Here is a 23,427-nt window from a genome sequence, read left to right as displayed (position 1 = left end):
ATGTAGCGAGGAGAAAATTTAACAAAATTGTAATGGAAACTTGTACTGAAGAAAAATTAGCTTTAAATTATTCCCCTGAACAAAAAAGCCGTACAGATTAATTTAACTGCACGACTACAATCTCGGGTCTATTAAAGATTCTTTGCGGAATGATACTATTACCTAATCCTCTACTAACTATCATTGATGTATTTTGTTTTTCATATAAACCCGCTGTATATTTAGGTAATATACCTTGATTAGGAGCAACCAACCCACCTATAAATGGTAGTCTTACTTGTCCGCCATGGGCATGCCCAGATAAAACTAAATCTATTTTTTCCTCAGTATACACATTTAAAAATTCAGGTCTATGAGAAAGTAGTACCATATATCTATCTGGATTTACTTCATTTTTCGCTTTAGCAATCTCATTTTTCACTATAGATTCTTCATTATGATTTCCACTAGTAAACTCAGGATCATCTATACCTAACAAATATATTTCCTGTCCGTCTTTTTGAATGTTTATATGTTCATTTCTTAAAACAGTGACATGATGCTTCTTCAATTCTTTCTCTAAACTGTTATATTGCCCGGACCACTTTTCATGATTCCCTGTAACAAAATATACCGGATACTCCTTTACAAGCTCTCGCACTACTTGCAAACTAACTTCTGCATCGTATGATTTACTATCTATTAAATCACCCGTTATAGTAATAATGTCCGGTTGAATACTTTTTACTTTTTTAATGAACAGGTCTTGATTATCACCAAACATTTTATTATGTAAGTCTGAAAGCTGGAGGATTTTAAAGCCTTTAAAAGAGGAGGGGATTTTACTAGATGTTATTTTAATTTCACTTACACTTATTAAATTGTTCTGCAAATATAAAAATATACTAATACCCACTAATGTACCAATAATCAATATGATTCTATTAATATTTTTTTCATAGTTTCTCCTAAAAGGTTTTCATTAATTTAACATATAGAATTATTTCTCTAATTATTTTCAGCATCAAAATCCATAACTATTTCCTTACTACTTTATTACCTTAACTTGTATTAATCTGCTTTCCATAACGATAACACAAAAATCGAGTTCGGATCACCATAACATTGGAACCTTGAATGGCTTCGTATGTCTTCCTGTTATATATTTGTACTTACTTTCAATATTAACGCTAATGTAACCCTAATAGAAAAAGAATCGGCCATTTCAACTTATAGACATGCCCTTTTATTAAAAAATTTTCACGAGCATGACGCTTCGATAAAAAACAAAAAAGGACCGTATTCCAGTCCTCTTTCTATTTTAATGTTATCAATTTAAAAACCTTCAGCATACGCATTTTGATAAAGTCTCAACCTGTCTTGTTAGTTTAGTAGGCATTTAGCTTTTTTCTCTTCCCTTATATTTATTATCTCCGAATCTGTCCATTCCCACGAATCATATATTTTGTGGAAGTCAATGCAGGAAGCCCCATTGGTCCCCTTACGTGTAGCTTTTGCGTACTGATGCCGATTTCTGCGCCGAAGCCGAATTCAAAACCATCAGTAAAGCGTGTCGAAGCATTATGGTAGAGTGCCGCAGCATCGACGGATGTGAAAAACTTGCTAACGTTTTCTTCACTCTCTGTAATAATCGCTTCAGAATGCATGGATCCATAAGTATTGATATGATTAATCGCTTCTTCAGCAGAGGAAACTATTTTGACTGCTAGCGTGAGAGATAAAAATTCTGTCCCCCAGTCTGCTTCTATAGCCGGTACAATAGAAGCATCAATTGCTAATACTTTATTATCTCCACGTAGTTCTACTCCTCTTTCCTTTAACGAAGAAAACAGTTCGTTACCAAATCGATGCCCCCAATTTTCATGAAGTATAATCGTTTCAATTGCATTACATACAGATGGACGCTGCGTTTTGGCGTTTATGATAATATCAAATGCCATTTGTTTATCTGCAGTTTCATCAATAAAAATGTGACAATTCCCTGCACCAGTTTCTAATACCGGAACAGATGCTTCTCTCACTACAGTATCGATTAACTGTTTACCACCTCTTGGGATAAGAACATCCAAGTACTCGTTTAGTGTAAACAGCTGCTTTGCACTATCACGTGACGTATCTTCTATAAGTTGTACGCATTCTGAAGGCAAGCTCGTTTGTTTAAGTGCTCGGTGAATAACAGCCACGATGGCTTTGTTAGAATACGTAGCGGAAGAACTACCACGTAAGATCACTGCATTTCCTGTTTTTAAGCAAATCGTGGCCGCATCCACTGTCACGTTTGGGCGCGCCTCGTAAATCATCCCGACAACACCTAGTGGCACGCGCATCTCCTGAATAGACAAACCATTTTCCAATTCCCATGCACTTACACATTCTCCAACAGGATCACGCAAATCAATCAGTTGCTTAATACCTTCTGTCATATCAATAATACGTTGCTCATTCAGCATAAGGCGATCAAGGAGAGAAGCAGACAATCCTTTTTCCTTACCTTCCTCAATATCCCGTTTGCTCTCCTCTAAAATATATGCGGTTTCTAATATCAATTGATCAGCAATCGCGATAAGTGCTTCGTTTTTTTGATCTGTAGATTTTAGTACAAGTTCTCTAGCAATCTTCTTCGCTATTTGTCCCTTTGCCAACACTTCATTCATTTTCATTTCCTCCTTCTTTAAGATTCAGATGAGTCTACTCTATTCTTAAAATGAAACCCAATTATCTCTATGGATGACTTCATAGCTATGCCTTTCACCTCGAACTTGAATGTCTTGGCTCTGCATACCTTTTAGATCTTTTATTTCCTCTGCACTATATCTGCATTGACCTTTCCCTATTACACGCCCTTGTTGCGTTACGACCTCCACAACTTCTCCTGCTTGGAAGAACCCGGAGACACTAGTAACACCAGCAGGAAGAAGACTCTTTCCATGCTGAATGATAGCAGCTGCTGCTCCAGCATCCACTTCGATTTGTCCGCTAACAAGTGAATGTAACGCAATCCACTGCTTATTCATCTTAATCGCTTTTGGAGGTGCATTACCGATATACGTTCCATCACCTTTCCCCTTCAAAACATCTAAAAACTTCTCATGTCCACGACCTGATCCGATAAATACACTCACACCAAGAGAAAGTGCTGTTTTTGCAGCATCGATTTTCGATTTCATACCGCCAGTTCCCAGTTTTGATCCAGCATCACCAGCAAGAGAAGCGATTTCTTCCGTAACCTCAGGGAGGAAATAATATTTTTTCGCGTCTGCATTATTCTGGGGATTCTGGTCATATAAACCGTTCACATCTGTAAAAATCATGAGCATATCGGCCGAAACAAGTCCGCTTACTAAAGCAGACAGCATATCGTTATCACCAAACGTCAACTCCTCTAAAGAAATAGAATCATTTTCATTAATTATGGGAAGAGCGGAACGGTTTAGTAGCTCCCCTAAAGTGGCATAAGCATTACTGTATTGTTCTTTTCTTGAAAAATCACTTCTTGTTAGTAAAAGTTGCGCGGTAACAATATCATATTTACGGAATTCCTCCGTGTATGCCTGCATTAACAAACTTTGCCCGACAGCCGCAGCAGCCTGTTTACCTTTAATTGTTACTGGCCTGTTAGGGTACCCTAGAGCAGAAAAACCTGCAGCGACGGCCCCAGATGTAATTAACAAAACTTCATGCCCTTCCTCTTTCAATCGAGCCAATGCGGCAACATGATCTGAAAGTTGTTCTTTAGAAATGTCTCCATGACTATCTGCTAGAGAGCTACTCCCAATCTTTACAACAATTCGTTGTTTTTTCACTTTTGTATCCCCCAAGTCTAAAATCAAAGTTTTTTATAAATTACACTTCTATTCATACAGCTTGCAGCGATTTCTATTCTCACCAATGCTGCACCTAGCCTATTAAAGAGCAAAATAAAAATGACCGCTTCGCCCTTAATAAAATAAAAAGGACGAAACGGTCATTGTTCCGCGGTACCACCTTAATTGATATACATAGATATCCACTTGGCGCCTATAACGCAGGCGTACGCCTAAACTTTCATTTAAGACTCAGGGATAGGTTCGATACATTCTATACGAGGAATCTTTCAGCCGGTGAATTCCACTCTCTTTCGTAAGAAGACATATGTACTAATTCCCTTCAACGATTTTCGATCTAATTTTTTTATATTATGCGATATTGTTTGTTTTTGTGTCAAGAGATATTTTGAAAAATTATTAGAGCGACAAGTTTTTAGTATAAAATTATGAACATCACCATTTCTTAAAAATGTGGATTTAACTATACCTTATCGATTATTAATCAACATAGAGCTAGTTATGTTACAAATCCTACAACTTCTCCTAATTCCTTATACGAATAATAGAATGTTTTGCTATTATCAAACACGATCTTTGATGTTATCAAGTGTAGACAATACAAAATATTACATTTTACTGCATGTACTTATATAGTCTCAAATAAAGTTTATTTATTTTTAGTATTGCAAAAAGGACTACACTCTCTTAAAATATTTCTTTATATTGTATGGGATATTATTTAACTTTTTCAGAATAATATTTTTAAACCGATAAAATTGATTATAAAAGGAGCAAGATCGAGTTATTATGGACAAAAAAATTGGATTCATCGGATGCGGAAATATGGGGATGGCTATGATTGGCGGGATGATAAACGAAAATATAGTGTCTGCAGAAAAAATAATTTGTTCAGACGTAAACGTTACTAATTTAAAAAATGCTAGCGAAAAATATGGCGTAACTATAACTTCTGAAAACAATGCAGTAGCTAAAAATGCTGATATTTTAATTTTGTCAATTAAGTCAGACTTATACTTATCAGTAATTAACGAAATAAAAGACCAAATAAATGGCGATGTAATAATCGTAACTATCGCTGCTGGAAAAAGCATTATGAGTACTGAGGATGCTTTTGGTAGAAAGTTAAAGATTGTAAGAGTAATGCCTAATACACCAGCTCTTGTTGGCGAAGGAATGTCTGCATTATGCCCTAATGAACTGGTTACAGAAAAAGATTTAGAAGATATATTAAACATTTTTAATAGTTTTGGTCAAACAGAGATAGTAAATGAAAAATTAATGGATGTAGTAACTTCTGTAAGTGGTTCGTCGCCAGCCTATGTATATATGTTTATAGAAGCCATGGCAGATGCTGCTGTATTGGAAGGAATGCCAAGGGATCAAGCATATAAATTCGCAGCCCAGGCTGTATTAGGTTCTGCAAAAATGGTACTAGAGACAGGAATACATCCGGGTGCATTGAAAGATATGGTTTGTTCTCCAGGTGGAACGACTATAGAAGCTGTAGCAACATTAGAAGAAAAAGGTTTAAGAACAGCCATCATTTCAGCTATGAAGCGTTGTACTCAAAAATCTGTTGAACTATCTAGTCTAACGAAAAACAATTAAAATAAAATTTACCAATTGCGTATGCCTTAATTAAGTTGTATACCATATTCACATTTGGTTTAGATAATCCTCATTATAAGTAGTAAATAAAACGGACGAATTCATACTTTCTTGAATTTGTCCGTTTTATTATTTATTATTCTTAAATAATTTCATGCTATTTGTTCCCCTCTAGTCTTCCCCACTTTTCCCCCGCATAAGACTTTGTATAAAATTAGGTAAAGAAATGAGAAAACTGAGAGTTTATTACCTAAGAGCATTGATTACAACTTTAGCTGCCTCTGCAATTAGTTGGTTATCATAGGTGTCCTCTTTTTCATCTTTACTGGATAAAATTGCGATGATAATAGGTGCTTTATTCGGCGGCCAAACGATAGCAATATCATTTCTTGTCCCATAACTTCCAGCTCCTGATTTATCTCCAACTACCCAGTCAGTTGGTACGCCTGCACGAATAAGTTTGTCTCCTGTAGCATTGCCTTTCATCCACTCTGTAAGAATGTTACGTTTATGAGCTGGAAGCGCATTTCCGACCGTAAAAGCCTTGAGATTTGTAGCAATTGCTTTTGCTGTACTAGTGTCACGAATGTCTCCTGGAATAGCTTCGTTTAACTCTGTCTCAAAGCGATCAGCCATAGTAACCCGATCACCCATCTGTCTAAGCGCCTTTTCATATCCCTTAGGACCGCCTATTTTATTTAATAAAATGTTCCCTGCAGTATTATCACTGGAACGAACAGTGGCCTCAACAATTTCTCCTAATGTCATTCCGGTATCTACATGTTTCTCTGTAACGGGTGAATATTCAACTAAATCATCTTTCGTATAGTTGATGACTTCATTTAATTTATCAATTGAGTTTTGCTGTAGCAATACCCCTGCCGCTAAGGCCTTATAGGTTGATGCATAGGCAAATCTTTCGTTAGGTCGATAAGAAATTGTTCGATTTGTACCAGTATCAATAGCATACACACCTAATCGAGCATCAAATTTTTTCTCAAGTTGAGAGAATTCTTTATACGTCGCATGATTATTATGTTTAACTGGTCCTGTCTTTTCTTTCGCTTCAACTTGCAATGCCCCTCCTGTAAAAGTTCCTAAGCTTGTAAGACCTAAGCCTAATATGCCAGCACAGATCCCTATTATTTGCATCCTCTTGTTTTTCAAAATCATCATTCCTTTCAAATTTTCAATACACTGTATCCAATTTGAACACCTGTTTTTATACGTACACATAATAGACCAACTAGGAAACAAGTTTGTTCCATAAATTTAAAACCTTTTTAACTAGTAGCCAAGATATTAACAAAAATAAGAGATAGCAACTATGTTAGCTGCTATCTCTTATTTTAAATCTTCCTTTTTATTTAACTTATTAAGGTTTTTATATAAACAGGGGCTCTTTCCCTGAGAAAAGTGCACATATTGTTCTAATTTTGATTCGAACTATCTGTACTAGCAGCTTCACCATGTATACGTTGCTGTTTTAAATCAAAGTATGCATCTAAAACTTCCTTTCCAATTATAGAATTAATTCCATTTTTATCATCATGAAGCCATGGGACTACTACAGAAAATGCTACTTCTGGATTATCATATGGAGCATATCCAACTAATGTTAAGTTATAACATTCCATACGTTCTCCTTTTGCATTTCTACCAATAGGATCATCTCCACCATATACAGTTTGAGCTGTCCCTGTCTTTCCTGCTGGTTTATATGGAGCATTTTTGAAATACTTCACTCCAGTTCCATCACCTTCTTGGAATACCCATCTAAAGCCTTCTTTTATCCGATCAATATGTTCTTTCTTCATATCAACTCGATTTAATACGACAGGCTCTATAGAGCGTATAACTTTGCCAACCTCTTCTTCTTTTATTGATTGTTCTCGTATTTCTTGTACAATTTGGGGCTGCATACGATATCCACCATTTGCAATCGTTGAAATATATTGTGCCAATTGCAATGGCGTATACGTATCATACTGACCGATAGAAAAATCTAATAAAAAACCAGGTTGACTATCTACTTTTCTCGTTTGTCCAATTATTTCATTCGGTAAATCAATACCTGTTGGGACGCCTAAACCAAATTGCTTAAAATAATAGCGCATCGTATCAAATGCTTCTTGTTTAATATCCAACGAACCATTTGGTACGTAATTAACTCCCGCAATTTTTAAAGCTGTCTGGAACATGTATACATTCGAAGAAACTTGTAAAGCTCTTAAATCGTTAATATTACCAAAACCAGATACGTTCCACGATTTCTTAGCTTGTGTACCTTTAAATTTCATCGGTGCATCATAAAATTGATCTCCTGGATGTATTGCCCCTGTCTCATATCCAGTTAATAAAGTAGCACCTTTTACAGCTGACCCTAGCTCATACGAAGTTGTCATGTTACCTAATGCCAAATCCTCAATCTCTATTTTCCCTTCTTTTTCTACAATCTTTTTGCCTGCCATAGATAAAATCTGCCCATTATTTGGATTCGTCATGACGACAAAAGCTCGGTCCAACAGTGGCTCTGAACTCTTAAAAGCTCTCAAATTTTTCTCAATACTTTCTTCCACTTTTTTTTGTAATTCCATATCAATCGTTAATGTTAAACTATTACCACTTTTTCCTTTAGAGATTATTTCTGCGCTAACAATGTTTCCTGATTTATCAGTAATGTTTTTCACTTCTTCTTTTGTGCCGTGTAACACATCTTCATATCGTTGTTCAATATAACTTTTTCCTACACGATCATTACGGTTATATCCACGTACCAAATAAGAATCTAAGTTTTCTTTCGGTAATCCTTCTTCACTACTTGTAATATTACCTAACACGGAACGAAATAAATTACCATTTACATAATTCCGTTCCCAATCAACTGTTGCATCTACTCCTGGAAACTCCGCAAGGTTTTCACTTATGCGCGCATACTCTTGATCTGTTACATCTTTTTTAATAATTTGTGGTGTCAGTTGATAACCTGAACTCATTTTACTTTTAATAGCTAACACCTTTAAGTCTTGTGCTGTTAATTCTGCCAATTCCACTTCTGTCACACGACTTCGTCTTAAATCTTCAATCTTTTTGTCTAGCTCTTTTCCCTCTATTCCCTTTTCTTTAAACTTTCCTATGTCTTTTTTAGTAATCTTTGATTCCGCACGTTTTGTATTCAATTGCATCCAGAAATCTTTTTTATCGATATCAGTTAATTTATTTATATCTTGCTCAGGCATTTCAAGTACTATTGCCAAGTCTTTTGCTGTTTTTAAAATGTCTTTACTCGTTATCCCCTTCACCCTTGTATACGTAATCGTACGAAGAGATCGATTATTAACAACCATTTTTCCTTCTCGATCTAGAATTTGTCCACGTGGAACCGGAATACTAGTTGTTTCATTTTGACTGTTTTCCACTTGGTTCTTATAAGCCTCTCCTTCAACAATTTGTACCTTTCCTAGCTGCATAATAATAGCCGAGAATAGCAGAAAGATGCAAAGGAACATTATATTTAATCGAATAGATATATATGTTTTCTGCTTATTTCCTTTTTGTTTTATCATAAATCCTCCATATAATTCTTCTGAGAATTGCTTCTAATACTTAGTAAATACAAAAAGCGTTCCCTATATATTAGATACCGCTGGCCGGTTATAAATATCGTCTCAACTTTTTTGCTAAATCCTTGTAAGCATCCATTCCTTTTGGTTTAGCCGGGTAATTAATAAATCTCCCTTCCTGTTACTTTTTTGTCGCTTGCATTAGAAATGCTAAACTGTATAATGACTCATATTAAACTTACACGTAGACTTACTATTAATTTTTCATACTGATTGTTCCTTTCTGACTGCTGTAATACTTAATAGACAACCTAAACAATAAAGTTGTTCCACATTTACAAAAAAAATAATTAACTATAAGATGAAATAAGCTAAAAAAGGGAGGGTTTTATGTTACATAAAAAAATAAAAAGATGGAGATTTTTTGCGATTCTTTCTTTTGTAGGTTTGATTTTACTAATTTTATTAAAAATCAACTTCATTTCAATTACTATCGCAACTTCTTCAGCTGAAAGAGGAAAAATTTTTGATCAAAATGGTGTAATACTAGCTACAAATAAGAAAGTTAAGTCTCTATATTGCACTTCTAATGATGAAAAACTATCGAATCAAGATACATCAAACACATTAGCTTTTTTCAATCAATTTTCAAACGAGTTTCAACATGACATTTCTGCAGAAGACATAAAATCACAATTACAACAATCTTGTAAAAAGCAGACTATGAATGATATACCTTTATACTCTGACATAAATGAGAGTGAACTTACATTCATAAACAAGAACAAACCCAATAAAGTAATAATCAAAGATGAATTGATTCGATATTATCCTAAACACGAAATTGGTTCACAGCTAATTGGGTATGTAGAAAATGACCTTAATTCTAAGTATGGACCTGTCGGAAAAAGTGGGATTGAGCTTCAATATGAAAATGATTTAAAAGGAAAGCCCGGAAAAACTCTGATTTTTAAATTGAATAATAAAAAGTTCTTATGGAACATTCAAAAAGTACAAAAAGGAAAAAATGTCCGGCTAGCTTTAGACTCTAAATTGCAGCAAAAAACAGAGGAAGCATTAAGATCTCAAATTAAGAAAATACCTGATGCTAATGCTGGTTATGTTGTAGTAACCGATGTAAAAACTGGCGCAATTTTAACTATGGCCAACTCGGCAGTTTTTAATCCAAATATATTATATACACATGTATCATCTAAAAATGAAAACATTAAATCACTTTCGCAAAATAAAGCAATTCAAAAATTAAAGTATGGTGAATCTTATGTAAATATGGCCTCTACTATAAAGCCACTTACTATTTTAATTGGATTAAACGAAAAGCTTTTTCAACCTGAAGATACTTATTTAGATAAGGGTAGTTTTCAGTATGATAATCAAAATAACATTACGAATGCACCTGGAACGCCAACAGGTGAGATTACACCGAGGCAGGCTATCATTAATTCATCTAACACATTTATGACAGCAAAAGTAGCTCTGCCCTTATTCAACCAAAATAATGGGAATATAGAAAAAGTGGCACATATATGGACAGATTATTTAATGCAATTCGGTCTACGTTCTAAAACCGGGATTGATTTACCCTTTGAAGAAGACGGACAATATGAATTCCATCCATCTAATAAGTTTGAAAATGGAATCTCCGCTTTATTAAATGCCTCTTGGGGAGGAAATGAAGTGCATACTCCTCTTCAACTCGCTCAATATGCAGCAACTTTGGCAAGTAAAGGTGATAAATATAAACCTCAAATTGTAAGTGCTATTATTGGTCAGGACAGCAAGGAAACAAAAAAGTTTAAGCCAATTTTAGAAAGTTCAAATCGTTATCCCATGAAATTTTGGAGCGTCGTGCAAGGTGGAATGGGTCAAAATATAGAGGAGATTAAAAACTTGCCCTTTCATGTGGCAGGTAAAACGGGTATTACAGGTTTTCCGAATGAGCAAGAAAGAATGATAAATCATTCTCTTTTCATTGCATATGCTCCTACCGAAGATCCACAAATTGCAATTTCTGTCGTTATTCCTGGTAGTAATTCAGAAAAAAACATCGCTGCTCTCGTTACATCAGAAATTTTAGAGTCCTGGAATACGCTTCAAAAAGAAAATAAAAACAAAGAGGAAGGTTCATTAAAGTGAACCTTCCTCTTTTACCATATAGAATCTATATTTATTATTTTCCATTCACCTGCATCATTCTTTTCAAACATAAATGAATACTTAATATCAGTTAAAACATACTCTTTTTGTACATATCCAGTATTACCGTTAATTGTAGATATTTTTATATATCCATCATTCTGCACTTTTTCTGGAATCCAAGCTTTTACCATTTCATTAGATACTTCATATAAAACTTGTGATTCTCGTTTTGGTTCAGCTAAAATTTTTGTTTTATTTCCAGTAACAGTTGCATATATAAAATGCGCTTGCTTTGGTTGGTTACTTTCTGTCAATCCACTTGGTACTTTGTATACTTTTTTTGTATCATTTGCAAATTCTCCTCCCATTGTAAGAGCGACCTGCAACTCATGAAAAATATCTTCATCAAACTTCAATTCATCCTTCTTATAACTCTTCCCCTTAAATAGAACTTCATCATTTAAAGCTCTAAACAGGTCATTTTCATTTTTTGAATTTGTGCTTCGATATAAATCATTCATAAATTGTTTTAATGATGGATCTTGAGCAGACTCATCTTTTGTTTTAGGCTTAATTTGAGTACTACTTTGTACCGGTGATTTATTATCATCAAGCCAAGGTTGTTGAACAATAAAAAATAACATTGTACAAACGAAAACAACTACAATAGGTAATGCTTTTTTACGAAACGGTCTTTTATGTTTTACAAAATCCCTTTCATTATTTTCGTATATAGACTGCTTAATTTTAAAAATAAATTCTTCTTCATCTTTACGATTCTCCATTGGACCTTTTTTTATTTTTCTATACCAGTCAGGATTTTGTTTATTGTTCATCACTACTACCCTCCCCTATTAATTTTGAAACCTTACTTCTCGCTCTACTTAATCTCGATTTTACAGTTCCAATGGATACTCCTAATGTTTCAGCCATTTCTTCATAAGATAATTCATATTTTGCGTCCAATATAATTATTTCACGGTGCTTTTTAGGTAGTTTTAATACAACCTTCCACACCTCATTCATTTCTTCTTGGTTAAAAAATTCTTGTTCTGCTGACAGGGATTGCTTATCGTCACTAAAAAATCCTATTAAAGATATCCTTTTAAAATAGGAGGATTTCAAATAGTTTATTGCCGTATTTCTTGTGATTTTTAATATCCACGTTTTAATAGATGACTCCTTTCGAAATGAATTCCAATTTTTAAACACCTTTATAAATACATCTTGCGTGATATCATCTGATAAGTGTGGATCTTTCGTAATAATAAATGAATAATTCCATACATCTTGCCAATAGTCTTTTATAACATAGTCCAGCTCATCATGATTACACTTTTCAATAAACGTCTGTTCCATTTCCACACCTCAAACTTATTTGAATAAACATAAAACTGCCCTCACTTTTATTATGGTTTCAATATATAGACAAGATACAAGTTTCATTTGTTCCATTGTTTATCTTTTTTCAGGCAGAATAATACTACTAAAAAACAAGTAAAGCATACAATGATAAAAATCCACTCATGAAAATCTGTTTTTTTGAATTTAACGTAACACTCCACTTGTCCATTTCAATTTGCTATACTCTTCTATTTACCATTAGCAATGCCAACTTTTCAGAAATGAAAATAAAGATAAGGTATCAATTTTCTAGAGTTGCAGCAAAAAAGCATTCTCGATTAGAAAGAATGCTTTTTTGAAATTTAATTGTTCTATATTTCCCCAAATTTATACCTTTGAGTTAAGCAAACATATAATAAAGTAAATTTTAATCAGCCCTCACCAATCGGGCTTTTACGGGCAGCCCGACCCCCAACTAACTTCTTCGCTTTCGCTAAATTTTGAGATGGGGGTCTTACTGCCCGTTAATGCGGGATAAATTTAGTGAAAAAATCCACCTTATAATTAAGTGTTATTTCTGAAATACATGTTTTACTTTTTCACCTGGAACGTTACTTCCTCCTCTTCCTTTTACATCTTCGATCATCATGGTAACAATCATGTCTGGTGCATTTGCATCAAAAGCTGCAAACCATCCAAGTTCTTTTCCGTCTGCTTCTTTCGACTCTTTCAGTTCTGCTGTACCAGTTTTACCAGCAAGAGTTACACCATCAACCTTAGCAATTCTCCCCGCGCCATCAGGGTCATTAATCACTTTTATTAATGCACTCTTTAATATCTCTTGATTCTTTTTAGAAACCACATTTTCTTTCCAATTCCCCGCTACTGTTGCTTCTTTTAAAAGATGTGGCGACGGAATATTTCCTTCATTCACAATTGGCGCATATGTTAATGCTAAATGAAGTGGTGTCATTAATACTTGTCCTTGTCCGTATCCCGTGTCTGCTAGTTGAATATCATTTTTTATCCCATCTTTTGCAATTATTGAAATAGGAAATTCGTATTCGATTGGTAATTTTTCATGAAATCCGTATTTCTTAAATTCATTTACATACTGATCTTTTCCCATTTTCAAGGCTTGTTGAGCAAAATAAATATTATCAGAGTACTTCATTGCCTTATCAAAATCAACTGGACTAGCTTCCTTCACACGTGTTACATAATAATTTCCCCAAGATAAATCTTTTGTCCACTTTAATCCTTGAATTTTAAATTCTTCCTTAGGGTTTATTGTGTTTGTTTCCAAACCAATTGCACCTGTAATCGTTTTAAATACGGAACCTGGTACAAATGCTTGTGTGAAACGATTCATCATTGGCAGTTTCGAGTCGTTATTCCATGCTTCTCGTTGGGATTTTGATGCTCCTCTAACTATTGTATTTGGATTATAAGCAGGGCTACTTACAAGTGCGATTGTTTCACCCGTTTTAGGATTGACCGCTGCACTAGATCCTGCTTCATTTTTCATCTCATTAAAGATTTTTTCTTGAATTGCAGCATCAATTGTTAACGTAACATTTTCCCCTTCTTTTGCTTCTTTTTTTGCTACGTTTTTAACCTCTTTCCCATTCTCATCTTCTATAAATACGCGTCCACCCTTTTCACCACGCAATTTATTCTCAAGTACTTTCTCTAAACCCGTCTTACCTACTAAATCATCTGCTTGATAACCTTTTTTTTGAAGCGATTTTAACTCCTCTGCATTCACCTTTCCTATATATCCAGTTAAGTGTGCGGCTGCTTCTCCTAATGGATACGTACGAATATTTACTGGGCGAGATGAAACCCCTTCTAATTCAATATAATCATTCTGTCTAGTTCCCTCTTTTAAAATACCAATTGGTACAAAGGAGTCTGGTTTTATCCATTTCGCTGCGAGCTTCTGATTGACCTCTTCTGTAGACATATCAAGTAATTGTGCTACTATTTCTTTTGTCTGCGCTGCTTCACCTAGTTTCTCTGGAATAATTCCAACCTCAGTCGCTTTACCATTCGTTACAAGCCCTTTTCCATTTCGATCATATATTTCTCCGCGTTTTCCTTGTTCTGTTTGCATACGGACTTTGTAATCTTTTTTCATACCTGGGAAAATGAAGTCTGGTGTCCAATCTATTTTCCAAGACTCCTTATCTTTATCTTTCACGAGTTTTGCTTCATGGATGAATGAAACAGTTCCTCCATCCGTATCCATATTAACTTCAAAAAGAAAAAGTTCTTTATCTTTCTTATTCTCTCCTTTCGTTTTGACTTTTAAATTCTTAACTCCAATACCATCATAGATTTTTTGATATTTCTCTGCGAAATCCTTTTTGGAAATCGTCTTTTTTGCATGTTCTGATAAATGATCATACATATTTGCAAACTTTTTATCATTCCATAAATTGATATATTCTTCAAATGCTTGTTTTGGCGGTTCATTTTTATTACATCCTACCAACATAACTGCAAAACAAAAGAAAAGCAGTATCCATAATTTTTTCAATTCAATCTTCTCCCTTAGTTAAAAATGTTTTAACGCTTAATAGACAGTGTAAGTTATAAAATTGTTCCATATTTACAAAAAGATTAAATTTATGGTTAAGCTGCATTCCGAGAGGAGAGATTTCAAGTTTCTTCCAAACATAAGGAGCGAATATATTTAGCGAACGTTATCATTATTAGTGTTGTTTTAACAATTTCATTTAAAATACCTTTTAGTTCATTTTCACCGATCTTATCTTTTTTTCTTTATAGATTTTTGATACAAAAAAAGAATCCTTATACTAAGGATTCTGCAACAGAAAATAACAAAAATATAAACAATAAAAAGAATTACTTAAAGTATAATTTATAAGCACTCTATATCCTTCTTTTTCGCACCAAAAACCCCTGTACAGCATGCGACAGGGGTTTAGGTCATTCTACAGCTTATTTAGAAGAGTCATGTACAGGCAAACTACTAAAAATCAATTCAGCAACTTTTACATATCCTTTTGAGTTTGGATGAATTAAATCCTTAGACCAAAGCGTATTATCATTAACTAAATGATGATTCCAAAAATCAACATGATGAAGCTTATACTCTCTGCTCAGTGAATGTATAACTTCATTTGCCTCTAATAATTGTTCTTTTATTACTTGTTTTTTTTCAGAAGCAAAAGGAAGCCTAACTGTAAAATCTGGAAGGTTTGCTATAATAATATCAGCATCTGTTTTACTTAATGCATCTATCATAAATTCCATATCGTTCTTATATGCTTGATGATTCCAACGTCCTTTTAAAACATCGTTTGCACCTGCAATTAGACTAACCAAATCTGGATTAAAAGTTAATGCCTTTTCCAATTTCTGTGAGCGAATTTCTTTAGTTACTAACCCACGCTTTGCAAAATTAGCATATTCTATATCGTTCACACACAGTTGAACAAAATGATCTACCCAGCTTTTTAATGCTATTCCCTCAACTTCATCCCCTATCCCCTCTGTAAAACTATCACCAATTGCTACAAATCGCTTCCACATATGTAATCCCCCTTTATTATTAACCATATCTATACTATACAATAGCTCACACCGTAATTGTTATTTCTAAGTGGTTTTCGATTTCAAATATATTCCACTTTAGTATGTTTACATTTAGAATCCAAAATTGACCGATTTCTAAGTATACTTAGGAATCGGTCATATTCGTATATTTACTAAAGAAATAAAATCTCTCTAGGCATTATACTTTTTTCAAAAAATTTGTTGTTCTTTGTTTTGCCCAGTTTATACATTTCTTTTCGATTAAATGATACGAAACTATAGAAAAAAGTAGTGTCATTGTAATGCACAAAATAAGAAGGAATAAGATAGGTATCTTTGTATACAAAAGTTTAAATAGTACCATCATGATTGGAAAATGACACAAATAGATACTGTATGAAATTTCTCCTAAATATACAAATACACTCTTATTTAAAAATGCTTTTACTTTTAGGTTACTCATAGCCATTATAATAAATATACTAACCCCCATTACGACACCCCAATCTTTTAATAAGAAAGTTGTATCATTACGGGAAAAACCATAAATTAAAATGGAATATAAATATAGAATAATCCCTAATGCAATAAGAAATCCTTTTTTAATTTTTTTCATATTCCTATATGAGCAGATAAGTTTTTCCTGATACTTAAAAAGTAACATTCCAACCATAAACATAGATGTAAAATGCAGTGTATCAGCATAACCATTATAAAACCCTTCAGCTTTCCCAATATGCAACATATTAAGAAAAACACTAATTAAAGAAAAGCTCAAAGCAAATAGTATCGTTTTTTTCCAATTCAGTTTATAAAAAAGAAGGAATAACAAAGGAAACACAATAGATATACGCATTTCTTGAGCCAATGACCAAATAACTGGATTATAATTTTCCGTAAAAAAGTTATTAAGAAGCACAAAGTGGTTTAGAATATCTAATTTTGTTATAGACCCTTGCCACCTATCATAGAACCAATCCCGTAGTCCTACCACTTCATACGACGAAAATAAAATAAATAAAACAAAGGTAACGATTAGCCAAAAATAATAAGGAATATAGATTCTTACAAATCTCTTAATTAAATATCCCCAATAATTTGTTTTTGAATGATAAAGTGCCATAGATAACACAAAACCACTTAGTACATAAAAAACGATAACAGCTTCCCCACCCGCCCATAAAAACCTAAGCGGGGAAAATTTAATAGAATTAGGCAACGATGGTAGCATTAAACAAAAATGTCCAAATACCACAGTAAGTGCCGCTAACCCTCGTATGGAATCTAATTCTTTTATTCTCTTACTCATAAAATGTTCTCCTTGTAAATTATAAATTTTGCTGTTCATAAAGGCCACTATGCGAATGTAGTGGGAGAATTGTACATATTGTTTCTTTAAATTCCTAATGTAAGCAGTACAAAGTTAATCTATGTATCTGTTTTAGGGAACTTTCGTATCTAGGCATAATTTATATAATAATAGAAAGAAAAAAGAAATTTCATTCTATAAAATCGTATTGTCGTTTAGAAAACATTTTAAAACTGTTTTCTAAACCCTCGTTATAGTCTGTCTGTTTATCTGTCCATTGAACCCCCTTATTTCCAGGCCACCCTGAGGTATTTGCAACATGTTTTAATAGCTCTGGCCCTTTTAAATTTTGCTGTAAACCACGGTTGTACGCATTTATCATATTAGATATTGCAATTCGAGTATTGGTTTCTGCATTTTTCAAATCTTCATTCGTTAAATCTTTAGGTGCTAGTCCACCTCGATGAAGCTGAAACAGTCCAAATGATGTGCCCTGATCTCCAACTGCATTTCGATCAAACTTACTTTCATGGAATGCAATAGATAAAGGAATCCATGGCGGTATACCATGCTCTATTGATATTTGTTGAATCGTGTCTCTTACTTTAGCTCGGTTCGTATGATGGTCATATACGGATTTCGCAAGATATATCCCTACTGTTAAAACCAAAATAAATACTCCGATTTTTATTAATGTCCCTCTCATCGACGTCACCTCACTTGTCAGTATCAAAGATTGTCTCTAGTAATCATATCTTTTGGGTATATTAACTCGTAATCGTGTATCATATGATTATTCTTGGTTTCATTAATTACCGATTTTCAAGTGAAATTATTAGGGAGCCCTCTATATGGTATATCCCATTAAAATCGTACTTTTTTCTCGAATACTTTGTTTTCTATTCGATTGAAATTAAAGAATAACTATATACAAAGGGATAAATGCTATAAAAAGATACTTAAACTTCTTTAAAAAATTCATTTTTTGGCCTCCATTTCTTTATATAATTAATTTAAAGCAAAATATTTAATAGAAAGAAAAGATTTTATTAAATTTTTATAAAATTTGATAACAGAAATAAGTACCAGGTATCAATTTTCATTTTCACTTGGTGGAATAATGAATGTTCTTTCATCATGTAACTTTATTAAACTAACCTTGCATCAGAACCCTTTGAATCGAAAGATTCATAATAAACGCCATCCTTTCTGTATATTTCTACAAAAAGAATAGCGTTTTTGGGTTATATGGATACAAATTTATTTTAGCTTGATAGCAATACCAAAAGTTCCGAAGGACCAAATTTGAGAATTAATGCAATCTTCCATTTAAAGCTATCCACATAAGAATCTATAATACTTTGAAACCTTTTGTTTCAGACTAATATTTAATTGTATCCTATAAAGTTAGCTTTTTACTATATCAATCGCACTATCCCACATACCGCTAAAGAAAGATCCGATTTCGCGCATAAAACGTGTAAACCAATTTGCTTGTTCTACATCAGATTTTGTTACAAGGTCTATTTGTAACGATTTACCTAATAAGAACCCAGGATCTGTATTATCTTTAGGCGAGATAATCATTTTACTAATTGTTACACCTTTTTTAATAGGCGCTTCTTGTTCTTTATTCGATACTTTAAATTCTTTTTTATAAGCGTCTTTGTTGCTCTTTGGCATTGGAAGTGAAACAGCTTGCTTCGTTTGAAGAACTACATCTTTGTCTTTTGCATTTGCTACTCGCACTGTTTCATGCCCTTTTACTACTGAATCTTTTCCGTAGACCTTCTTCACTTCAAAATTCGCAAATCCATAATCGTATAATTTCTTTGTTTCGTCAAAACGTGCCGTATGAGAGTTTGCTTTTATCACTACAGAAATTAGGCGCATACCGTTTCTTTCTACTGTACCAGTGAAGCAATCACCAGCTTCTGGAGTAGTTCCTGTTTTCAACCCATCTACACCTTCGTATTGCTTAATTAAACCTTTTAACATCATGTTAAAATTCACCATATCAATTGGATACTTGCCACCCTTTTGGAATGTTTTTTTGGGGATTTTTGCTGTATCTAATATTTTTGGGAAATCTTGAATGAGACGTTGCGCTAAAATCGCACAATCCCTTGCAGACATTTTATTTTTCTCGTCTAAAGTTGTCCCTTCAATGTGATAGCCTTTTAAGTCTTGGTTTGTTAAGCCTGTAGCGTTTACAAATTTATAATTTTTCATTCCAAACTCTTTTGACTTATCGTTCATCATTTTTACGAAATTAACTTCTTTTCCAGCAATCTCTTCAACTAAAGCAATTGTTGCACCGTTTGCAGAGTAGATTGCCATTGCCTCATATAACTCTTTGACTGTATAAGAGCCACCATTTTCTAATGGAACGTTTGATAATGAGCGATCTTGCGAAATCTTATGTGCATATTCAGAGATTTTAACTTTTTGATCCCATTTAAGTTTTCCTTTATCCACCGCTTCATGTACTAAGTATTCACTCATCATTTTTGTCATACTAGCAATTGCTAATGATTCATCTGCATTTTTTTGATATAAAATTTTCCCGGAATTTGCTTCTACTAAAATTGCTGATCCTGCTTCTACGTCTATAGCAGGAACTGTTTCCGCTGATGCTCTTCCAAATGTAACGACCATGCTACAAAATAGTGTAAGCACTGTTACTATTGCAATAATTCTCTTGCAAAACATACCTTTCACTTCTGTTACCTCCAATATCTTTGTACTCAAAAAAACGTTATTCTAACATAATCCCCCAAAAAATAGATAGTGTTCTCAAATTCTATATACATATAAAACGTTGGGATCGCTTTCATATAGACCATCTCATCCCATACCTTTAGGCGCACTGATACTTTGTATTCCCACACATATCCCTGTTTTTAATACCCTTGTATTTTTCAAAATGATCCGTACTTTCATATTTTTTAGGATTACAATTAATAGACAATCTAAATAATACATTTGTTCCACATTTACAAAAAATAAAGTGAAACTTTAATCAGTGGGGGTTTTGTTCATCCCCCACTGATTATTAGTTGAACCAATCGGGCTTTTACGGGCAGTTGATCCCCCACCTAACTTCTTCGCTTTCGCTGAATTTTGAGGTGGGGGCCTTACTGCCCGTTAATGCGGGATAAAACCAGTGTGTCCCGATTAAATATCGAGACACACTGGTTTTATTAGCTATCAAGGATTTTAATTATCCAATTCAGCTATTTGCTAGGCTCATACCAGAGATGAATTTTCCTTAGTCTAAACTATTAGTTTTTTTATAGTAAAAAAACTACACCCTATATAGAGTGTAGTTTTTCTAACAGACTTATCTATTTTTTACTTCCTTATTATAAAAATCATATAATAATTCAATAGATGAACTAGATAAAAGGGGAGTTGCCTGCTCAACTAATTCTCTATTCCAATCAAACCAACGCATTTCCATTAGCATTTTCATTTCTGTATCAGTGAACCGTTTCTTTATTTCCTTAGCAGGATTTCCCCCCACTATTGTATACGGCGGAACATCTTTACTTACGACAGTTCCTGCTGCAACAATTGCACCTTCACCGATTGTAACACCAGGCATTATGATAGCATTCATTCCAATCCAAGCATCACTTTTAATGACTGTATCACCCTTCGGTTCATATGATTGTTCAATTTGCTCAGCGAATGGATATACTGTAATCCATTCAGGATGATGATTATGATTCCCACCCATTAGAATGACAACTCCACTTGCAATACAAACATAATTTCCAATAATGAGTTTATCAAGTTTCCAATCCATCTGTTCAATTGGATTGAACAGCGCTCGGGACTTAGCATCCCCCCACAAATACCTTACACAGCCATCTTCAAAATTTTGATGACCATAATAGCCTGAATAATAGGAGTACTCTCCTACCTCAATGAGTGGATTTGTTACTATATCTTTTATATACTTTGTTTCTGACCAATGATTAAATAATGGATGCTTCATAACTTTATTCCTCGCTTCTAAGTAGTGTAGATTTTTGCAATATACTTAGAAGCTTACTACGACTGCTACATTCTTTAGCTTTCTCAAACGACGAATCATTATCTTCAAGCCTTTCGTTTATACTAAAAAAAAGCATAACGCAATAAATTACACAAGTCAAATTGTGTAATTTTGAACTCCCCTTAAACAGCATATTACTGCAATAAGAGCATTAAAATAATCTAACTTTTATACATAAAATATATTAGTTTCTGCAGTTTATAGGAAAATAATAATTAACTCATAAAAAACACAACAAAATAGGTAAAAATACCATGGCATCTTTACCTATCCTATGGATAAACAGGTCTTCATAAGAAATAGACAACTAAAAAAATCTATAAATATATTATTTCAAATTGATTGGTTGTTGTTGAGTAATACAATGAATCATACCACCATTTTTATAAAGCTCTCTTACATCAATCCCCACCACTTTACGATCAGGATAAAGTTTTTGAATCATCTCATTTGCTATTTTATCATTAGGATCATTATAGTTAGGAACTAAGATAACTTGATTCGCTATATAATAATTAATATATGAACCTTTATAATCAAGCTGCTTCCCATTTGCTAATGTAACATTATTCTTGCTTAGCGGCAGATATACATACTTGTATTTATTCCCCTCAGCATCTTTTGCCTGCAACAACTTGTTAATATCTTTATCAGACGTTCCCCATTCAGCTAAATCTTTTTTGTTTAACGTTATAATAGTAGATTTATCGTGAAATTTTGCAAATCCATCAATATGAAAATCAGTAATATCTAAGTTGGGTACTCCATCAAACCAAATAAAATTTGTTACCCCAAGGTCACTCATATATTTTTCAATATCTTTTTCTGACAATTTAGCGTTTCTATTTTTATTCGTCACAGCACTTCTAGTTAATAAAGCAGTTCCATTACCATCTAATTCAAATGCGCCGCCTTCAAGAACAAATTTATTCCAATCAATTCTTTCAATACCTAACTGTTTGCTAAGACTCTCACGAAGACGAGCATCTTTCTTATATGGTGTTTTCTTTCCCCATCCGTTAAATCCTGGATCTAATATCTTTAGGTTTTTGTCATTATCATAAACAAAAATCGGTCCAGTATCTCTAGCCCATACATCGTCAGTAGGTGCGATAAAGAAATCAACTTTTCCCATATTCACCCCGTGATCCATTAAAACTTCAGTAATTCTTTCTTTTTCTTCTTGATCATATGCAACAATATGAACTTTTTCGCCTTTGCTTAAAGTATTTGTCATTTGAATCCAAATCGGCTCTACCTCTTGCTGATATTTTTGCCCATATGTAAATTCATGAGGCCATTGTAGCCACGTTCCTTCATGTTTGCTTTTTTCATCTGGCATTGTATACTTTCCTACTTGTTTTTGCACCTCTACTTTCTTCATATCTTTTCTCTGCTTTTTTTCAATTTCCTTCGCCTGAACTTTCTCAATCCCCTTACCTAAAGCATAACCACCGATAATAGATGTGGTTAGTACAGCACTCATACACAAATTCGTTATTTTTTTCATTTCTTAACCTCCTTTTCTGTCTTACTGTAAACCTTTACATAGTGTGAAGGTCAAGCTTTTCTTTTTAATTTATTCAAATTATTCAAACATTCCAAATGATAGTCGCGATTTGAATCGAACTCTATACAAAAGGAACAGTATCCTTCCAAGCAAAATATATAATATTTTCTTTTTGGAGATGGTATGAGATTTCACCTTGATGAGTAGGGAGTAACTTCACTATTTTTAAAACTTCTGGAATGCACATAAAAAGGTTAGAGAATTAGCCTCTCTAACCTTTTTATATGCATTATTATGTTTATACCCCTGGCATGAATCCTTTTACCTGATCTCTTTTCACCCACGTATAAATAACAAATAAGAATCAACTATTCCTACTATAATCATCATTTTTCATAACATCCCACACTGGTTTCTCTTGTTATCTTTTCTACACCTTCTACTGTATTATTTATGAAATGATTCATTTTTTAAAATAA

At 33.6% G+C, this 23,427-nt stretch carries 16 protein-coding genes and 1 other annotated feature; of the genes, 2 read left to right on the top strand and 14 right to left on the bottom strand.

The window, feature by feature from the left end; genetic code table 11:
- Positions 1-97: 97 nt before the first annotated feature.
- The 3 genes from BAU27_RS26685 to proB form a co-directional block, all read right to left on the bottom strand.
- Positions 98-919 carry a metallophosphoesterase gene (locus BAU27_RS26685; protein ID WP_412676986.1) on the bottom strand — a complete coding sequence of 274 codons (822 nt, stop codon included), beginning with the start codon at positions 917-919 and terminating at the stop codon, positions 98-100.
- Between the two features lie 487 nt (positions 920-1,406).
- On the bottom strand, positions 1,407-2,654 hold the full coding sequence (locus BAU27_RS26680) for a glutamate-5-semialdehyde dehydrogenase (RefSeq protein WP_071772533.1): 1,248 nt from the start codon (positions 2,652-2,654) through the stop codon (positions 1,407-1,409).
- A gap of 45 nt (positions 2,655-2,699) precedes the next feature.
- Positions 2,700-3,803 (bottom strand): glutamate 5-kinase, encoded by a 1,104-nt coding sequence (gene proB, locus BAU27_RS26675; protein ID WP_071772532.1) that lies wholly within the window; start codon positions 3,801-3,803, stop codon positions 2,700-2,702.
- 145 nt (positions 3,804-3,948) lie between these two features.
- Positions 3,949-4,159, bottom strand: a binding site (T-box leader).
- A 454-nt stretch (positions 4,160-4,613) separates the two neighbouring features.
- Here proB and proC point away from each other — a divergent pair.
- Entirely contained in the window at positions 4,614-5,435 is an 822-nt protein-coding gene (gene proC / locus BAU27_RS26670) for a pyrroline-5-carboxylate reductase (RefSeq protein WP_071772531.1), read from the top strand.
- A 246-nt stretch (positions 5,436-5,681) separates the two neighbouring features.
- Here the strand turns inward: proC and bla are convergent, their stop codons facing one another.
- Both bla and BAU27_RS26660 read right to left on the bottom strand, forming a co-directional pair.
- Positions 5,682-6,608 carry a class A beta-lactamase Bla1 gene (gene bla / locus BAU27_RS26665; protein ID WP_071772679.1) on the bottom strand — a complete coding sequence of 309 codons (927 nt, stop codon included), beginning with the start codon at positions 6,606-6,608 and terminating at the stop codon, positions 5,682-5,684.
- Positions 6,609-6,865: 257 nt separating this feature from the next.
- Complete coding sequence (locus BAU27_RS26660) at positions 6,866-9,001, bottom strand: peptidoglycan D,D-transpeptidase FtsI family protein (RefSeq protein WP_071772530.1); 2,136 nt, start codon at positions 8,999-9,001, stop codon at positions 6,866-6,868.
- Positions 9,002-9,388: 387 nt separating this feature from the next.
- On the opposite strand from BAU27_RS26660, the gene BAU27_RS26655 reads away from it, so the two are divergent.
- Positions 9,389-11,155 (top strand): peptidoglycan D,D-transpeptidase FtsI family protein, encoded by a 1,767-nt coding sequence (locus tag BAU27_RS26655; protein WP_071772529.1) that lies wholly within the window; start codon positions 9,389-9,391, stop codon positions 11,153-11,155.
- Positions 11,156-11,166: 11 nt separating this feature from the next.
- Here BAU27_RS26655 and BAU27_RS26650 read toward each other — a convergent pair whose 3' ends face one another.
- The 9 genes from BAU27_RS26650 to BAU27_RS26610 form a co-directional block, all read right to left on the bottom strand.
- Positions 11,167-11,994 carry an SH3 domain-containing protein gene (locus BAU27_RS26650; RefSeq protein ID WP_071772528.1) on the bottom strand — a complete coding sequence of 276 codons (828 nt, stop codon included), beginning with the start codon at positions 11,992-11,994 and terminating at the stop codon, positions 11,167-11,169.
- Complete coding sequence (locus tag BAU27_RS26645; RefSeq protein ID WP_000438330.1) at positions 11,984-12,517, bottom strand: RNA polymerase sigma factor; 534 nt, start codon at positions 12,515-12,517, stop codon at positions 11,984-11,986. Before BAU27_RS26645 ends, BAU27_RS26650 begins: the two co-directional genes overlap by 11 nt.
- 556 nt (positions 12,518-13,073) lie before the next feature.
- Positions 13,074-15,044, bottom strand: coding sequence for a penicillin-binding transpeptidase domain-containing protein (locus BAU27_RS26640; RefSeq protein ID WP_071772527.1), 1,971 nt, complete (start codon positions 15,042-15,044; stop codon positions 13,074-13,076).
- Positions 15,045-15,469: 425 nt separating this feature from the next.
- Entirely contained in the window at positions 15,470-16,090 is a 621-nt protein-coding gene (locus tag BAU27_RS26635) for an SGNH/GDSL hydrolase family protein (RefSeq protein WP_139254698.1), read from the bottom strand.
- A 175-nt stretch (positions 16,091-16,265) separates the two neighbouring features.
- Positions 16,266-17,414 carry an acyltransferase family protein gene (locus tag BAU27_RS26630; protein ID WP_083596186.1) on the bottom strand — a complete coding sequence of 383 codons (1,149 nt, stop codon included), beginning with the start codon at positions 17,412-17,414 and terminating at the stop codon, positions 16,266-16,268.
- Positions 17,415-17,565: 151 nt separating this feature from the next.
- Complete coding sequence (locus tag BAU27_RS26625) at positions 17,566-18,081, bottom strand: transglycosylase SLT domain-containing protein (protein ID WP_071772524.1); 516 nt, start codon at positions 18,079-18,081, stop codon at positions 17,566-17,568.
- A gap of 701 nt (positions 18,082-18,782) precedes the next feature.
- Complete coding sequence (locus BAU27_RS26620; RefSeq protein ID WP_071772523.1) at positions 18,783-20,096, bottom strand: D-alanyl-D-alanine carboxypeptidase family protein; 1,314 nt, start codon at positions 20,094-20,096, stop codon at positions 18,783-18,785.
- 622 nt (positions 20,097-20,718) lie between these two features.
- Positions 20,719-21,378, bottom strand: a complete 660-nt coding sequence (locus BAU27_RS26615; RefSeq protein ID WP_071772522.1) for a CatB-related O-acetyltransferase — start codon at positions 21,376-21,378, stop codon at positions 20,719-20,721.
- A gap of 388 nt (positions 21,379-21,766) precedes the next feature.
- Complete coding sequence (locus BAU27_RS26610) at positions 21,767-22,948, bottom strand: agmatine deiminase family protein (protein WP_071772521.1); 1,182 nt, start codon at positions 22,946-22,948, stop codon at positions 21,767-21,769.
- Positions 22,949-23,427: the final 479 nt, after the last annotated feature.

This window comes from Bacillus sp. NH11B (genome assembly GCF_001884205.1).
GTDB classification, from domain to species: domain Bacteria; phylum Bacillota; class Bacilli; order Bacillales; family Bacillaceae_G; genus Bacillus_A; species Bacillus_A proteolyticus.
Note: the sequence above shows the minus strand (reverse complement) of the source record. Positions and strands in the feature narration are given on the sequence as shown.

Coding starts and splice junctions, on each gene's coding strand:
- BAU27_RS26680 (WP_071772533.1), bottom strand. CDS start 2,654: ATGAATGAAGTGTTGGCAAAGGGACAAATAGCGAAGAAGATTGCTAGA.
- proC (WP_071772531.1), top strand. CDS start 4,614: ATGGACAAAAAAATTGGATTCATCGGATGCGGAAATATGGGGATGGCT.
- bla (WP_071772679.1), bottom strand. CDS start 6,608: ATGATTTTGAAAAACAAGAGGATGCAAATAATAGGGATCTGTGCTGGC.
- BAU27_RS26660 (WP_071772530.1), bottom strand. CDS start 9,001: ATGATAAAACAAAAAGGAAATAAGCAGAAAACATATATATCTATTCGA.
- BAU27_RS26655 (WP_071772529.1), top strand. CDS start 9,389: ATGTTACATAAAAAAATAAAAAGATGGAGATTTTTTGCGATTCTTTCT.
- BAU27_RS26650 (WP_071772528.1), bottom strand. CDS start 11,994: ATGAACAATAAACAAAATCCTGACTGGTATAGAAAAATAAAAAAAGGT.
- BAU27_RS26645 (WP_000438330.1), bottom strand. CDS start 12,517: ATGGAACAGACGTTTATTGAAAAGTGTAATCATGATGAGCTGGACTAT.
- BAU27_RS26635 (WP_139254698.1), bottom strand. CDS start 16,090: ATGGTTAATAATAAAGGGGGATTACATATGTGGAAGCGATTTGTAGCA.
- BAU27_RS26630 (WP_083596186.1), bottom strand. CDS start 17,414: ATGAACAGCAAAATTTATAATTTACAAGGAGAACATTTTATGAGTAAG.
- BAU27_RS26625 (WP_071772524.1), bottom strand. CDS start 18,081: ATGAGAGGGACATTAATAAAAATCGGAGTATTTATTTTGGTTTTAACA.
- BAU27_RS26615 (WP_071772522.1), bottom strand. CDS start 21,378: ATGAAGCATCCATTATTTAATCATTGGTCAGAAACAAAGTATATAAAA.
- BAU27_RS26610 (WP_071772521.1), bottom strand. CDS start 22,948: ATGAAAAAAATAACGAATTTGTGTATGAGTGCTGTACTAACCACATCT.